Genomic DNA, 14,924 nt, shown 5'->3' with positions numbered 1-14,924 from the left:
TACATAAAAACCGCTTGATTCATCTGTAGTTAAGACAAATACTTAAATTGTTAATTTACGTAGATTTTCCATTTCGCAATACGCACAGGTAGGTAAGATGTTTCTAGACTATTTTGCACTTGGGTTACTCATCTTCGTTGCTTTAGTGATCTTTTACGGAATCATTGTCATCCATGATATTCCATATGAAATCGCCAAAGAGAGAGAGCACCCGCACCAAGACGCAATTCACTACGCTGGCTGGGTCAGCCTTTTCACTTTGCATGCGCTGTGGCCATTTTTATGGATCTGGGCAACATTATGGCGCAAGGAACGCGGCTGGGGTTTTAAACAACTAGAACAAGAAACACACGACATTCATCACCGCCTTGAAGAACTCATCGATGAAGTCAACGAACTCAAAAACGAAGTATCGATGTTGAAACAACAAAATATTCAGCAAAAGCCTTTGCCTGAACAAAGTAAAGAGGACGAATAATGGACTTATTGCTGATTCTGACTTACGCCGCTCTTTGTATTGCCATTTTTAAAATTTTCAATATTCCTCTAAACAAATGGACCGTTCCAACCGCCGTACTTGGCGGCGTAGTGTTAGTGGGCACACTCGTGCTGCTTATGAACTACAACCACCCATTTACTCAATTGGGTAACCAAGTGTTCCCGACTACGCCTATCGTCTCTGGCGTGCGTGGCCGCGTGGTGGAAGTGCCAGTCCAGGCCAACCAACCGCTCAAAACGGGCGATATTCTTTTCAAAATCGATCCTGTGCCTTTTGAAGCAGAAGTTGCTCGCCTGGAAGCGAAAGTCAAAGAAGCAAGCCAAGGTGCGTTGGGCTTAGAGTCTGATCTAAGAGAGGCAGAAGCTGCTGTATTGAAAGCGCAAGCGGACAGAGATAAAGCACAAAGGGAATTTAGCCGATATCAAAGGGGCTTTGATCGTGGCGCGTTTACTGAACAAGATTTGGATACTCGACGCCAAGCGTATAAAGCGGCAGAAGCCATGTTAGACGTTGCGATTTTGCAACAAGAACAAGCGCAAATCGCTCTGGACTCTGAAATCGGAGGCGAAAATACCCAAGTCGCGCAACTTCTTGCCGAGCTGCGTAAAGCAGAGTTTAACCTAGAGCAAACCGTCGTTCGTGCGCCAACCGATGGTTACGTTACGCAATTGGCTTTACGTCCTGGAGTGATGGCTGTGCCGTTGCCACTTGCCCCGGCAATGACCTTCGTACATACCGAAGACATTACGTACACCGCGGCATTCAGACAGAACTCATTACAACGCTTGAAGCCAGGCTTTGAAGCAGAATTTATGTTCCGCGCAATTCCGGGCAAAGTGTTCCGTGGCGAAGTCATTGACGTGATTCCAGCCATTGGTGAAAGCCAAATTCAAGCGCGAGGCGCTCTGCTTGGGACTGATGCCTTGCGCACGAGCGGACGTGTTTTTGCGAAGCTGAAAATTACCGACGACTTGAGTGGATACCACCTACCAATGGGTACTGCGGTTGAAGTTGCAGTTTATTCAGACAGCTTTACTCACGTATCAGTGATGCGCAAAGTGCTTATTCGTATGAAGAGCTGGCAGAACTATTTATACCTCGACCATTAATGAACATATAGCGCATTCATTTATTGGTAAAAATAACATCAAACCGTGTAATCAGGGGCTGACGATCAGCCCCTGATTCATTCTAGCCATCCAGATAGATAGCATTCCCACTTTTATTAATATTCTGTATAATGCGCGCCTTATTTTTAATGCTTGCTAAAACCAAAGCCAGTCAAAGGGATGCGTGAATCAAATCACACATTTCCTGAAGAAAAATAGAGCAAACAATAAGCAGCTTGGTTGTTTTGAATATATGTTACACAATCAAATAACTAACGCTTTCCAACAATATAAATGAACGTTCTTTAAAATCGACTATTGAACTGAGGTTATCTATGAATCTTTCCGCTAAAACTGTTGTGGTTATTGCAATCGGTGCTGCTCTTTACGGTATCGGCGGCTTACCTATGTTTGGCATCCCTGTGTTTGCAAACACAACGCTAAAACCAGCAATGGCAGTATTAGCATTGTTCTCAGTACTATTTGGACCACTTGTTGGCTTCTTGGTTGGTTTTATTGGTCACTGGGTTACTGACCTATTTGCAGGTTGGGGCGTATGGCTCACTTGGGTACTTGGTTCAGGTATTGTTGGTTTGATTATCGGTCTATTCCCTTCTCTAACGCGCTACCGTTTGGAGAAAGGTGATTTCAATATGAAAGACTTCGCGTTATTCGTAGTACTTGCGCTATTAGGCAACGTATTTGGTTACGGTTGCTCTGCATTCCTCGACACGATTTTATACGCAGAACCGTTCACTAAAGTGTTTACCCAGCTTTCTATTATCGCGATCGGTAACACCATTCTTATTGCTATTGTTGGCTTCTTCATTCTTAAGTCTGTCGCTAAACGTAACAAGCAAAGCCGTAACTTAACAGAGGCTTAATGTCGAATGACAATCGAATTTTCTAACTTCTCTTTTAGATATGAGTCGCTGGACAAACCGACGCTAAAAAATATCAATCTAAGGATAGAGAAAGGAGAGAAAATCGTCATTATCGGTCCAAGTGGTAGTGGTAAATCTACCCTTGGGCAATGTCTTAACGGACTGATCCCACACGCAATCAAAGGGGAAACCAGTGGAACATTGACCATCAATGGTCAAGACACCGCCCCTTTCGACATGCACCAATACACTGAGCAAGTTGGCACCGTACTGCAAGATACGGACAGCCAATTTGTCGGTTTGAGCATTGGCGAAGACATTGCATTTGCGCTGGAGAACCAGCTAACTTCAAATATCGACATGTACCCATTGGTCAAAGCCACGGCCAAAATGGTCGACTTGGAACAGATGCTAGAACGCTCACCCCACGATTTATCTGGCGGGCAGAAACAGCGTGTTTCTTTGGCGGGCATTCTCGTCGATGATGTCGATATTCTTTTGTTTGATGAACCACTAGCTGCGCTTGACCCTAAAACGGGTAAAAAAACCATCGAGATCATCGATGATCTACACCGCGAAACGGGCAAAACCATCGTAATCATTGAGCATCGTCTTGAAGACGTTCTGCATTGCTCAGTTGACCGTATTATCTTGATGGAAAGCGGCAAAATCATTGCCGATACAACGCCAGATGAAATTTTAGCGTCGCCTTTGCTAGAAGATTACGGCATCCGCGAACCGCTTTATATTTCAGCACTGAAAGAAGCAGGCTGCGCGATTGAGGGCGATGCAAAACCTTCTAGCTTAACTACCTTACCGTTGGAGCAATATAAACCGGCAGTACAAGCATGGTTTGATGGTTCAACAGCACAACCGCCCAAAACGCCAGCCGAGACTTTGCTTGAAGTCCGTGGCCTCACCTATTCTTACGACGGTGAGAAAAACGCGTTAGAAGACGTGAGTTTTGACATCAAGCGTGGCGAGTTTGTCTCTGTACTTGGCAAAAATGGCTCGGGTAAATCGACCATCACCAAACTGATTATGGGCGTTATTGAAGCGGATAGCGGCTCAATGAGTATGAATGGTCAAGATCTTAACGAACTGACCATCTTCGAGCGCAGCCAGAAAGTGGGCGTGGTGATGCAAAACCCGAATCACATGATTTCCCATCACATGATTTTCGACGAAGTGGCCTTCGGCCTCCGTAATCGTGGCGTTGAAGAGAAACAAATCGAAGCTAAAGTACTTGAAGTCCTTGAGCTGTGCGGTTTGAGCAAATACCGCCACTGGCCAATCGAAGCATTGAGCTACGGCCAGAAAAAGCGCGTAACCATTGCGTCAATTTTGGTATTGGAACCAGAGCTTCTGATCCTTGATGAACCGACGGCAGGTCAGGACTATCGAAACTACACGTCTATGCTGAGTTTCATCGAAAAGCTCAATCGCGAGTTGGGCGTAACCGTGATGATCATCTCTCATGACATGCATTTAGTGCTGGAATACACCACGCGCTCTATCGTGATTGCAGACAGTAAATTAGTCGCGGATGCACCAATGACGCAGGTATTCAGCAGTCCAGAGCTACTAGACAAAGCAAACCTCACCACAACAAGTCTGTTTGAGTTGGCTACGAAAGTTGGCATCGAAGACACCAATGGCTTTATGCAGCACTTTATCAATGTAGAAAAAGCGCACCGCCAACAAAAAAGCGACGACGTAAACCAACTAGAGAAAGCGGTGGCATGAAAGACAATAAGATGAAGTTTGGTATCAACTACATCGATACCCAATCACCACTTCATAAGTTGAATGGCATTACTAAGTTCTTGCTTTTCATTGCTTGGGTAACGGTGGTGTTGACCACATTTGACTTGCGAATCATCGCACTGTTGATCGTGCTTGGTTTAGGCTTACTGAAAATGACCAAAGTGCCCTTTCATGTCTACAAACCGCTGTTATTCGGTACAGGCACGGTATTACTGATCAATGCCCTGTTTATGTTCGCGTTAGCACCGCAACAAGGTACTGAATTCATGGGCTCATCAACGGTTTTACTCTCGTTACCCGGTAATTACTCGCTCACTCAAGAGACGTTGTTTTACCTAGTAACAGTGACGTTGAAATACTTCAGCATGTTTCCAATCGCGTTGGTGTTTGTATTTACCACTCACCCGACGGAGTTTTCAGCCAGCTTGAACCGCTTGGGTGTACCTTACAAAATCGCCTATGCCGTAAGCTTAACGCTGCGCTACTTGCCGGAAGTGAAAAAGGACTTTGTTAACATCATGCACGCGCAACAAGCACGCGGAGTAGAACTGAGCAAGAAGGCTCCGTTGTTCAATCGTATGAAGAACGTCGCGAAGATTCTTGGACCTCTGATTTTCTCTAGTTTAGACAGAGCCGATCAAATCTCAAACGCGATGACGCTACGTGGTTTTGGCCGCCACTCCTCTCGCACTTGGTACAGCTTAAAACCACTGACCAAAGCCGATATGATCTGCATGGCTGGGATTGCGGTGATAGTGATTGCTGCGATCAGCAAGCGTGTGATGGACACACAACTGTTCTGGTATCCGTTTTAAATTCTGAAGCTTCAAACTGAACATAACGTGGTTAGTGTTGTGACCACGTTATCTTCCGTCTTTCCCCTCGATAACTCGCCTGTTGGCTTCTTGCTTGCAAGTATTCAAAAGAAGCGGTAATTTCAGCGGCTCGCTGATGTGCCAGAAAGTTGCTTATTCAAACGACCAACATGAACTAAACTCATCAGTTTTATCAGGGGCTTAATGATCAACTGCGCACTGCCTACAATGAAAAGCCAAGTACCACTTTCAATCAACGAATCATTCAAAAAGAAAAAGCTACCAATTAAAAACCAAATAGCAATGAGTAGGTCGTTTGCAGCACCTAACGCCTCATAGCGGCGCTGAATAACGATGTGACGGCTTCCTAGATCTAAATCCAACTCTCTGCCATGTATCTGCACTGTATAGCTCCCCTCTTATTGTTTCGCGTCAGTTACGCCCAAGTTATTTCGAAATACTTAGTTCTAAACCCTAACGGACGTGGCATGCATTGACAACCATTGGAGGGATTATCTATTTGCAATAAAAAGAAAAGGGCGCATAAGCACCCTTTTTAGCGAGTCTAATTACAGGTATTCGCTTTAATGATTAGATAGTGAGTACCAACTTAACTCCACTTCAACAAGCGAGTTTCGTTGCCTTCTTCCGGCTTCGCTGGAATATTGAGTGACAACAGCAAGCTCACTGCTGCCATACCAGCGCCGATGTAAAATACGCTAGCAGGTGAAACCAGCCAAATCACACCAAACGTAACAGGTATTACAACCGCCGCAATATGGTTAATCGTAAACGCAACGCCCGCGGTCGACGCCATATCTGCTGGGTCGGCAATTTTCTGGAAGTAGGTTTTAATCGCAAGCGCTAACGCGAAAAATAGATGATCGACAACATACAATGCTGCCGCCCACTCAGCCGTTTGCACCAAACCGTACCCGACAAACACGAAGATCAAACCGACGTATTCAAACATCAACGCTTTGCGCTCACCTACAACGCCGATAAAACGGCCTATTCGCTTCGCAAACAAGAAGTTAAAGACATAGTTAATCAGGAACAGCAACGTAATATCTGCGGCGGAGTAACCAAACTTTTCTACCATCAAGAAACCAGCGAACACCGTAAAAATTTGACGGCGTGCTCCACTCATAAACGTAAGCGCATAGTATAACCAGTAACGTTTACGCAGGATGAGCTTCTTGTTCTGAGGCACTTTTGTCTTAAATTGTGGGAAGGCAAATGCCATCACCAAAATGAGCACAAAACCTAAACCACCAGCCATTAAATAGACCGTTTTAAAATCAAGTTTGAGCTGTTCGAGCGAAACCCAAATGGCGCCGTAGGTAAACAGAGAAGCCAAAGCTCCAACAGAAATAAACTTACCCAGCATTTCTGGCGCTTCTTCTTTAGATAGCCATTGTAAAGACAAAGACTGCTTGAGTGTTTCAAAGTAATGGAAGCCGGTGGACATTAACAAGGTTGTAAAAAGTAGACCGTACAAAGTGGGAAAATAACCTGTTAATGCCGTACCAAGCGTAAGCATCGCCAAAGATACGAGCATAAAGCGTTGCTCTCGGATAAACAGCAATACAAACACGGCGGTAAAGGCCAAAAAACCCGGAATTTCGCGCACACTTTGCAATAGGCCTATGTCGGCACCATCAAAGTTTGCTTTCTCTATAACAAAGTTGTTCAACAACGCCATCCAGGTAGAAAAAGCAATGGGCACGATAATGGAAATTAACAGGAGGAAATTTTGCGGCGTTCTCCAGCCGTGCGATGAGGTAGTCATGATGTTTCCTTTAAATATGAAGGCATCATCATAGCTTTAAATGTAACAAATTCGCAATATCATTATTATTTTCAACCCAGAGCAAGCTGATATGGCTGAGGAATATTGTTATGAAGATAAACATCGCACTCAATTCCTTGGCTAAGCGCGATGTTCAAGTATCAAGAGAACTAAAGCATGAGTAAATGTGCTCAGTGGCTTAATCAATGACTTTTACTGATAGGCGATTTTTAAATTCAAACACATGTTCTGGACACACATCCAAACAACGGCCACAGCTAATGCAGTTTTGATCCATAACTCGACGATCTCCCTCTTTCAAAGGCTGCCGAAGCACTTCTGGTTCTGGGCAAATGTAAAAGCAATCCATGCATTTGGTGCAATCTTCGCGCCGAACAGCAGTAACGCGCAACAGGCTTTTTCGGCCTATCACGCCATAGGTAGCCCCCAGTGGACATAAGTGCCCACACCACCCATGCTCAACCAAGAGTAAATCCAACACAAACACTAGGGCGATTAGCACCCAACCTGCGCCCATACCAAACACCAACCCGCGATGCAGTGCCGCAACTGGATCTAACCATGTCCAAAGAATCGCGCCAGATAGCGCACTGCCCAACATCAAAACAGGGATCAGCCAATAACGAATCATGGGAGACCAACGATAGCTCGCTTTAATGTTGAACTTTCGACGCAACCACGCCGCCAAGTCTGTCACGATGTTCAACGGGCACACCCAAGCACAAAATGCGCGCGGCGCCAAAATCGCGTAAAACGCAACGACAATCACTACGCCTAACAACGCATTAAACTCCGGAACATGCCCTGTCGCCAAAGCTTGAAGCACAATTAACGGGTCACTTAACGGCACGGTATCGAGCAACATACTTGATGACAGATTACCAGTTAGAATTCCCAGCGTCGGCCCAGCCATAAACAGCGCAATGATGGTGAACTGACATAGCCGACGTAAAATCAAAAACCGATGCGCGCGCCACCAACCAAGCTTTTCAAGCGCTTCTTTGCCAGCATTTTGAGCTAAATTCTTTGCCATTACTTACCTCCTTTTAGCGATTCAAGCGCACCTTCCGGTACAGGCGTCTCACTAGGGAGGATATTTTCGAGTGGTTTGTCGATCTCTTTCCAACCAAAATTGTAGTGGCTGCCCACTTTGCCTTTCGCCAAATCCGTCGGGACGACTTTAATAGCAGCGACATCCAACACGCACGCTTGTTCACACTTACCGCATCCGGTACACACTTCGGAATTCACTGTTGGGATAAGTTTGGCGTGATAACCGGTTCGGTCGTTGTGAACCATCTCTAATGTGATGGCTTCATCAATCAGCGGACAAACGCGATAACAAACGTCGCATCGTAACCCTTGCCAGTTAAGGCAAGTTTCATGGTCAATAAGAACCGCTGTACCCATTCGAGCATCATCAATATCGGTTAGTTTCGGATCCAGCGCCCCACTCGGACAAGCGACAACACAAGGAATGTCTTCGCACATTTCGCAGGGAATATCGCGTGCAGTAAAGTAAGGTGAGCCAGTCGCGACGGGTGAAAGTAATGTCGCAAGTTTCAAGGTATCGTAAGGACATGCCTGAACACACAAGCCACATCGAATACAAGCTGATTCGAAATCGCCTTCCGGCAGTGCACCAGGCGGACGAATAGGCACACCTTTGGTTTCTCGAGCTTGGCTTTGTAGCGATTGTAAGCCCAATACACACGCAGCTGCGCCAACACCAGCCGCAGTTCGAGCTGTATCACGCAAAAATCGGCGCCGACTTTGCGATATTTTAGACTGAGAGGATTTCATGCTATTTCCTCAACAAAACTCCCTTATCAAGTTAAGCATAAATAGCCCTAAACGTGTCGTTTCCCTATACCTCATAGGAGGTAACCCCATCCTCTATTGATTCAAGTCAACTGACGCACAGTGCCGTCGTCACAGTTTGACTAAATGCGTTTATTTACTGCGACATGAAATTCACCACGATACTCTGCAGTACGCGCCATTCTCAGTACAATAATTCAACACCTTTGCAATCTACTCGCTCAATTCGATGATAAATCACTACTAAAAATTCAAAAAATGACATCATAACAAGCTAATTTAAAAGGCATTTATCCATTAAACATAAAAAAACACTATCCAAATAAGAAAACTGTGGTTAGATTAAAAATTAAAACTAAAAAGCGAAGGAGAGAGGCATGGAAATTATCGTACGTCCAACGACCGTCGAAGACGCAGCGGCACTCGTAGAAATCTATTCACAACCAAAAGCACAACGTGAAACCCTGCAACTCCCAAAGCCTTCGCTCGCGATGTGGGTGGAAAGATTGTCAAACATACCTGATGGTGTTTATAGCTATGTCGCTGAAATTGATGGTAAAGTCGTCGGAAATATTGGCTTTCACCACTCTCTACGTCCAAGAACGATGCACACGGCATCGTTTGGCATCGGAGTACATGATAGTTTCCACGGACTCGGTATTGGTAGTAAATTGATAGAAACAGTCACTGAACTAGCAGATAACTGGTTAAATGTGAGAAGAATTCAGATAGAGGTCAATGCCGATAACGACGCCGCCATTGGGCTTTATAAAAAGCATGGATTTCAAATTGAGGGTGAAGCGATTGACGGTTCCTTCCGTGATGGTGAATTCATCAATACCTATTACATGGCGCGCATCAGACCAGGCCAAAGATAAAACAAAGCCTCCTACTAATTGGAGGCTTTTCTTTTTAAACTTCGACTCACTTTCGTAAGTAAGCCAACGCTCTGCGAGTCAATGCTTCTGTGTAGGGATTGATCTTCCAGTGGTCGGGACTCCAACCTTTCACAAATCGCTGAAAGTCTGCCCAAGCCACAGCAAACAAAGGACGCCACTCACGCTCGACTTCATTAGGGTCAAGATTCGGTTGATAGACAATTAGCGCGTGTTGCAACTGAGCAAAATACGTATCCAAAACCCAAACTTCCATCTCTGCACAACGTTCTGGCTTAACGGCGCTACTCATAAACAGTGCCACATCTTTCATTGCACACCCACATCCAACGTATTGAAAGTCAACCGCAGCAACGCTTGATTCTTCTTCATCAAAACAGAAGTTCGCCAATTTGGCATCACCATGTACTAGTGTTTTAAACTTAGCTTGCGAAAGCGTTTGATCAATCAATTGAGCCGCATTTTGTAGCTCAGTGTCTTGCAATGCTTCAAGCTCGTCGGGTCTGGTTGCTAAGTGCCAGTATGTTCCGGTATGCCACAACTTATCCGAACGAACATCGATGTATCGCGCATGAAAGTTCGCCAACCAAGTGAGGCAGGCTTGTAGATGCTCTAGCTGTGCATCTGTGATGACTTTTGGAAAGCCCACCTCGGCGAGATCTTCCATCACAATGAGCCATTCATTCTCCGATTGGAACGTTTTTAGACCTTGTGGTACTCGGCAGCGAGTATCCACCCCTCCGGAAAAATACTCATACCAATTCACTTCCACCTGATAAGAATGCAACTTTCTTTGATGAGAACGGTCCGTATTCCAGCCTCTAGGATGCTCTGAAGGCTTAGGGAGTTTTACATGCTTAATGATCACCGAACCAGTAGAATAAGTAACTCGGACTAACTCCCCATAGCCTCCCCATAGCGATTGTATGACTTCTACAGAGCGGTAATTACCGAGATTGAGTTCCTGGCCAATAGTTTGGTAGCGTTGGTGGTTGTTACTCATCATGCGAGCAGATGTGACCACGTTTGGTTCTTCTCCATATAGTGAATAACATATGGGCAAACTGGTTTGATTTGATAACCGAGTGACTCAATTTCTGGCAACACCGCTTCCATCATCACTTTTCCGTACCCCTTACCTCGCAGTGCTTCAGGAACAACCGTTGATGTAATGTGCATGACATTACCCTTAAGCTGATAAATCACCTTGGCTTTATAACCCTGCTCTAAATCAACCCAGAATGTACTATTCGTGGTCTCATGAGTTACTTTATGCATATCTTGCTCTCTAATTTTTGTTACAGATTGATTGAATCAAACTATATCACTGAATAAAATCGATACCATGCGAGAGTGCTGCTTCGCCTCACGCGATTACCTTCTTACATCAGGTACGACAATTATAATGAGAAATATGAGCCCAATTGCCAGAGACGGCAAGCTACCTCTGCAAAGCAAGAAGGCACCAGAACGTCAGGCAAGTACATTAAATAGCACCGATGCAATGGCAATGGTCGAACATGGCAGTGAAGTGAGCTTAAACGTCACCACCCCCGTTGGTACAAAGTTTATTACAACCAGCACATTTGTTGGCTGTCACTCAAATAATACTGCATTGATAGAGGTTCCGAACATCTCCGATGAAGACTTGAAGTTCTATTTTCAAGAAGGCTTTTGGATCAATGTAAAAGCCTACTCTCATCGAGGTGAAGGGGCCGTTATCCCATTTCGGGCCCAATTACAGCATCGACTAGGCGATCCGTACCCAATTTTGGTGCTAGACCTACCTAACACTATGCAGGTCTTTCAGCTTCGCAAAGAAGTACGTTACGAAGTAAATTTGAGAGCGCGTGTTTGTTTAGAAGCCTATCGAACTGAATGCGAAATAAGAGATTTATCTCGTAGTGGCTGTCGTTTTGTAACATCACCAATGAGCCGACCACTTCAGGTTGGTGACCACGTTTCATTGGATCTAACGATGCCCGGAGAAAGTCGTATGCTAGCGCCGTTGCGAGGTCGTATTTGTAATTTACAAAAATCAACGCACTATGCTCGCTACGGAATGGAGTTTGATGAGGTTGGTAAAAACAACGCTAAAAACCTCCTCAGTCACCTCAAATTTGATGGTACTAAGCTCACACTAAAAAGATAGATTTGATAACCCCTATCGCTTATCAAGAAGCTTCGAAGTGCTAGAAAACAAGAAACCCCATACTTTTCAGTAAGGGGTTTTATTTACTAAGAATAAGGCAGTATCTTAGATAAGAGTCATGACTTAAAAGTCGTAACGTAGACCTAGCGCTAGCTCATCTTTTTCATCAGCGCCTTCGTTATCCATTAGATCGAAGTTGTATGATGCGTAGCCACGGAAGTTAGGCTTGAAGTAGTAAGTTACATCAACAGCTAGGTTTTCTACAGTATCTGCGTCTTCTAGTTCACCTTTGTTGAACGTAGAAGTGAATACAGTTTGACCCATAGTGTAAGCAGCGGCTAGTTCGTAGCCTTTGTAATCAAGAGTCTTGCCTGCAACATCCATATCCGCGCCAGTGTAGTTACCAGCGAAGTAGAAGTCACCTACAGAGTATGCAGCTACCAGCATGAACTCATCGCTGTCGTTTTGATCTGCGTAACCAGCACCTAGTTCAAAACCAGTGTTAGCAAACGCGTAAACACCAGATAGAGAGAAGCCATCTTCCTCGTTGTCTGTAAAGCCTTGTGCATCTGTTGTGCGATCAGCAAAACGGTAGCTAGCGCGTACAGCTAGTTGCTCGAATTGGCCTTTGTAAGACAGCATGTTATCTGTACGGTCAGAAACAGGCAGTTTAAGTGCTGCTGTGTTACCGTGGTAAGCCATAATGTCAGTAAAGTCAGTAAGAACCACTAGTGCGCCGTCGTTTTTACCGTAAGTTACTTCACCGTATTTGCCACCCAGACCTGCATAAGCGTAACGAGTTTCAAGATCACTGTCGTTATCTACAGCACCTTCTTCTTTTGTTTTGAACTCACCTTCCCAAAAACCAACACCGTATAGGTTTTCATTGATTTCCTGTTTGCCTAGGAAGTTAAGACGGATGCGAGTACGGTCTTCTGCCTTACCATCCATCATAGAAAGACGCGCTTCAGCGCGGCCGCCCATCTCAAGAGAAGTGCCATCTTGGTTGTATAGTTCTGAAGCGACAACTTGAGATCCTGATGCCATTAGCGCCACTGCTACAGCTAAAGTTTTTAATTTCATTTTTATTTTCCATATCATTGTTTTATATGTGTTTTCTCACCAGAAAAACAGGACTTTTCTGTACCAACGAGAAAACTGGCGGCATAGTAGCAGCTGTTATTTTTCACGCAACGTGTTGAATAAACAGCGCTTATAGAAGAAAACACCACTTAAAATGGCGATATGAATACCTCTCAACCATCAAGTTATCGGTTGAGTTAAAAAAAATGTTCGCGTCAAAAAAAAATTGACGAAAAAAATGTAAAAACAATATCACAAAACGTGACATTGCCCGCAAAAAAATCTTGTTAACTAACTGTTTTAGATAGACTTATTGATAATAAATCCGATTATTACAAACAAAAAAATCCCTGAGCATTCACTCAGGGATTTAGAGATTTGATAAGTAGATGATGAATTAAAGCTTAAAGAAACTTAATTGCTCTTTCTGCTTCTCTGCAAGTAATGAAAGCTCAGTACTCGCACTTGCACTCTGGCTGATGCCCGCTACATTTTGGTTTACAAGCTCCGACATGTTAACCACGTTGCGATTGATATCTTGAGTAACTTGAGACTGCTCTTCGGCTGCGGTTGCTACTTGCGTGTTTGAATCGTTGATGTTGGCGACCGACTCGGTAATTCCAACCAACGCTTCATTCGCTTGTTGCGTCAGCTCGTTGTTGCGGCTAAGCATATCAAGGCTGACTTGCATACTGTCATTCGCCAGCCCAGACTGCGCTTGAAGCTCTTCAATGATCGTTTGGATCTCTTGTGTCGAGTCTTGAGTACGCGCTGCTAGCATGCGTACTTCATCAGCTACTACCGCAAAACCACGACCAGACTCACCAGCTCGCGCCGCTTCAATCGCAGCATTCAATGCTAGCAAGTTGGTCTGCTCAGATACGCCGCGAATCACTTCAATAACATCGTTGATCTGTACAGATTGCTCTTTTAGACGCAAAACAACTTGCGCTGCATCGTTCAATGCTTGAGACATTTGCGCACTTGCTTCCGCACTTTCTTGGAAGATAGCCAAACCTGATTGAGCAAGTCCATCAGCTTCACGCGCTGTTGCGTCAGCAGAGGTCGCGTTATCACTCACATTATTCGCAGTACTTGCAAGCTCGTTAACCGCAGATGCAACTTGCTCGATCTCCGCCAACTCTTGTTGAGCGTTCGCTTCCGCTTGCGTCATTACCGCAGCTAATTCGGTCGATGCAGATGCAACTTCCTCACTAATACGGGTTAACTGGTCCACAGTGTTGTATAACTGCTCTGCGGTTTGGTTTACATCTTTGCTCAGCTTAGAGATCTCATTGTCCCCATCGACATCTGCACGTACTGATAGATTACCCATTGCTAACTGACGCATCACTTCTTGCAGCTTTTGGATTGGTGTAACAATCATGCCAGATAGGAACCAAGCGCCTATCAATGAGAAAGCAAATACCGCTAAAACCGTCAACATAGCGTTATTTTGCACACGTTCATTTTGCTGATGACTTCTGATAGTAGATTGTTCAGCTTGCTCGTTTACATGCTTTGATAGCGTGTTAATTTGTTGGACCATTTCTCGGCCAACATTGCGATACTCTTTGACAAATGCACGGTACTCGCTATCCGATTTCAAACCTTGATCGTATTGGTTGAAGAAAGCAACTGAGCGCTCTGAATATCGCACATAGGATTCAATTGCTTGGCGAACTTTAACGGCATCGTCACGGAATAGGTTTCGGGCTTCAATTGCGCTTAAATCGGCATCAACTTGCTTTAAGCCTTCTTTCAATTCGGTTAGAAAATTCTCACGACGAGAAGCATCGTAAATAGCGTAAACCGCGCTTATGCGCAGAGGGTAAATTTGGTCGTCAATACTCGCCAATGTGTCTTTGTGAAAAACCAAAGATTCTTGGTTGGAAGCAATAACATCTTGCTCTGCTTGAAGATTGTTTTTAGTAATCCAAAGAGCAATAAACAAAACAATCGCGGTAAATAATACCGGAACCAAAATTTGCGTTCGTACTGACAAATTTTTCAGTGATAACTGCATGACAGGGCCTCAGTTGTATGCGTGATGTCTATATCCAAACAAACTCGAGCAGTGCCTAT

The 14,924-nt window shown here is 44.6% G+C and carries 15 protein-coding genes; 7 read left to right on the top strand and 8 right to left on the bottom strand.

The genetic code is table 11. The features are described from left to right. Positions 1-97 precede the first annotated feature (97 nt). From J4N43_RS17055 to J4N43_RS17035, 5 genes are all read left to right on the top strand, one after another. Positions 98-478 carry a DUF3302 domain-containing protein gene (locus J4N43_RS17055; RefSeq protein WP_042521635.1) on the top strand — a complete coding sequence of 127 codons (381 nt, stop codon included), beginning with the start codon at positions 98-100 and terminating at the stop codon, positions 476-478. Further along, positions 478-1,608, top strand: coding sequence for an HlyD family secretion protein (locus J4N43_RS17050; protein WP_005375134.1), 1,131 nt, complete (start codon positions 478-480; stop codon positions 1,606-1,608). Before J4N43_RS17055 ends, J4N43_RS17050 begins: the two co-directional genes overlap by 1 nt. 335 nt (positions 1,609-1,943) lie before the next feature. Further along, positions 1,944-2,492, top strand: a complete 549-nt coding sequence (locus J4N43_RS17045; protein WP_005375133.1) for an ECF-type riboflavin transporter substrate-binding protein — start codon at positions 1,944-1,946, stop codon at positions 2,490-2,492. 6 nt (positions 2,493-2,498) lie between these two features. Continuing rightward, positions 2,499-4,238, top strand: a complete 1,740-nt coding sequence (locus J4N43_RS17040) for an ABC transporter ATP-binding protein (RefSeq protein WP_053350047.1) — start codon at positions 2,499-2,501, stop codon at positions 4,236-4,238. Further along, the gene (locus tag J4N43_RS17035) at positions 4,235-5,074 is read left to right on the top strand and encodes an energy-coupling factor transporter transmembrane component T family protein (RefSeq protein ID WP_005383942.1); all 840 of its coding nucleotides are present in this window, start codon (positions 4,235-4,237) and stop codon (positions 5,072-5,074) included. The genes J4N43_RS17040 and J4N43_RS17035 overlap by 4 nt, the downstream gene beginning before the upstream one ends. A 122-nt stretch (positions 5,075-5,196) precedes the next feature. On the opposite strand, the gene J4N43_RS17030 is transcribed toward J4N43_RS17035, so the two are convergent. The 4 genes from J4N43_RS17030 to napG form a co-directional block, all read right to left on the bottom strand. Beyond that, positions 5,197-5,478 carry a YrhK family protein gene (locus J4N43_RS17030; protein ID WP_025768568.1) on the bottom strand — a complete coding sequence of 94 codons (282 nt, stop codon included), beginning with the start codon at positions 5,476-5,478 and terminating at the stop codon, positions 5,197-5,199. A 206-nt stretch (positions 5,479-5,684) separates the two neighbouring features. Continuing rightward, positions 5,685-6,866, bottom strand: coding sequence for an MFS transporter (locus J4N43_RS17025; RefSeq protein WP_005375129.1), 1,182 nt, complete (start codon positions 6,864-6,866; stop codon positions 5,685-5,687). Between the two features lie 199 nt (positions 6,867-7,065). Then, positions 7,066-7,920 (bottom strand): quinol dehydrogenase ferredoxin subunit NapH, encoded by an 855-nt coding sequence (napH, locus tag J4N43_RS17020; protein ID WP_053350046.1) that lies wholly within the window; start codon positions 7,918-7,920, stop codon positions 7,066-7,068. Further along, positions 7,920-8,690 carry a ferredoxin-type protein NapG gene (napG, locus tag J4N43_RS17015; RefSeq protein WP_005383947.1) on the bottom strand — a complete coding sequence of 257 codons (771 nt, stop codon included), beginning with the start codon at positions 8,688-8,690 and terminating at the stop codon, positions 7,920-7,922. Before napG ends, napH begins: the two co-directional genes overlap by 1 nt. 395 nt (positions 8,691-9,085) lie before the next feature. On the opposite strand from napG, the gene J4N43_RS17010 reads away from it, so the two are divergent. After that, on the top strand, positions 9,086-9,586 hold the full coding sequence (locus J4N43_RS17010) for a GNAT family N-acetyltransferase (RefSeq protein WP_017820512.1): 501 nt from the start codon (positions 9,086-9,088) through the stop codon (positions 9,584-9,586). 46 nt (positions 9,587-9,632) lie between these two features. Here J4N43_RS17010 and J4N43_RS17005 read toward each other — a convergent pair whose 3' ends face one another. Further along, positions 9,633-10,610: a phosphotransferase gene (locus J4N43_RS17005; RefSeq protein ID WP_102970225.1), complete on the bottom strand. Its 978-nt coding sequence runs from the start codon at positions 10,608-10,610 to the stop codon at positions 9,633-9,635. Continuing rightward, positions 10,607-10,882, bottom strand: a complete 276-nt coding sequence (locus J4N43_RS17000; RefSeq protein WP_017635482.1) for a GNAT family N-acetyltransferase — start codon at positions 10,880-10,882, stop codon at positions 10,607-10,609. Before J4N43_RS17000 ends, J4N43_RS17005 begins: the two co-directional genes overlap by 4 nt. Before the next feature lie 127 nt (positions 10,883-11,009). Here J4N43_RS17000 and J4N43_RS16995 point away from each other — a divergent pair, with 127 nt between their 5' ends. Continuing rightward, on the top strand, positions 11,010-11,756 hold the full coding sequence (locus tag J4N43_RS16995; protein ID WP_042521645.1) for a flagellar brake protein: 747 nt from the start codon (positions 11,010-11,012) through the stop codon (positions 11,754-11,756). 123 nt (positions 11,757-11,879) lie between these two features. On the opposite strand, the gene J4N43_RS16990 is transcribed toward J4N43_RS16995, so the two are convergent. Both J4N43_RS16990 and J4N43_RS16985 read right to left on the bottom strand, forming a co-directional pair. Then, positions 11,880-12,839, bottom strand: a complete 960-nt coding sequence (locus J4N43_RS16990) for a porin (RefSeq protein WP_053350045.1) — start codon at positions 12,837-12,839, stop codon at positions 11,880-11,882. Between the two features lie 397 nt (positions 12,840-13,236). Beyond that, complete coding sequence (locus tag J4N43_RS16985; protein WP_005375120.1) at positions 13,237-14,865, bottom strand: methyl-accepting chemotaxis protein; 1,629 nt, start codon at positions 14,863-14,865, stop codon at positions 13,237-13,239. Positions 14,866-14,924: the final 59 nt, after the last annotated feature.

The organism is Vibrio sp. SCSIO 43009 (assembly GCF_023716525.1).
GTDB lineage: Bacteria > Pseudomonadota > Gammaproteobacteria > Enterobacterales > Vibrionaceae > Vibrio > Vibrio alginolyticus.
The sequence above is the reverse complement of the archived record's forward strand: the minus strand, read 5'-3'. Positions and strand labels throughout refer to the sequence as shown.

Excerpts from the sequence above, each read along its gene's own strand:
- J4N43_RS16995 (WP_042521645.1), top strand. The coding sequence starts at position 11,010 with ATGAGAAATATGAGCCCAATTGCCAGAGACGGCAAGCTACCTCTGCAA.
- napH (WP_053350046.1), bottom strand. The coding sequence starts at position 7,920 with ATGGCAAAGAATTTAGCTCAAAATGCTGGCAAAGAAGCGCTTGAAAAG.
- J4N43_RS16985 (WP_005375120.1), bottom strand. The coding sequence starts at position 14,865 with ATGCAGTTATCACTGAAAAATTTGTCAGTACGAACGCAAATTTTGGTT.
- J4N43_RS17040 (WP_053350047.1), top strand. The coding sequence starts at position 2,499 with ATGACAATCGAATTTTCTAACTTCTCTTTTAGATATGAGTCGCTGGAC.
- J4N43_RS17045 (WP_005375133.1), top strand. The coding sequence starts at position 1,944 with ATGAATCTTTCCGCTAAAACTGTTGTGGTTATTGCAATCGGTGCTGCT.
- J4N43_RS17025 (WP_005375129.1), bottom strand. The coding sequence starts at position 6,866 with ATGACTACCTCATCGCACGGCTGGAGAACGCCGCAAAATTTCCTCCTG.
- J4N43_RS17010 (WP_017820512.1), top strand. The coding sequence starts at position 9,086 with ATGGAAATTATCGTACGTCCAACGACCGTCGAAGACGCAGCGGCACTC.
- J4N43_RS17000 (WP_017635482.1), bottom strand. The coding sequence starts at position 10,882 with ATGCATAAAGTAACTCATGAGACCACGAATAGTACATTCTGGGTTGAT.
- napG (WP_005383947.1), bottom strand. The coding sequence starts at position 8,690 with ATGAAATCCTCTCAGTCTAAAATATCGCAAAGTCGGCGCCGATTTTTG.
- J4N43_RS16990 (WP_053350045.1), bottom strand. The coding sequence starts at position 12,839 with ATGAAATTAAAAACTTTAGCTGTAGCAGTGGCGCTAATGGCATCAGGA.
- J4N43_RS17055 (WP_042521635.1), top strand. The coding sequence starts at position 98 with ATGTTTCTAGACTATTTTGCACTTGGGTTACTCATCTTCGTTGCTTTA.
- J4N43_RS17005 (WP_102970225.1), bottom strand. The coding sequence starts at position 10,610 with ATGATGAGTAACAACCACCAACGCTACCAAACTATTGGCCAGGAACTC.
- J4N43_RS17050 (WP_005375134.1), top strand. The coding sequence starts at position 478 with ATGGACTTATTGCTGATTCTGACTTACGCCGCTCTTTGTATTGCCATT.
- J4N43_RS17035 (WP_005383942.1), top strand. The coding sequence starts at position 4,235 with ATGAAAGACAATAAGATGAAGTTTGGTATCAACTACATCGATACCCAA.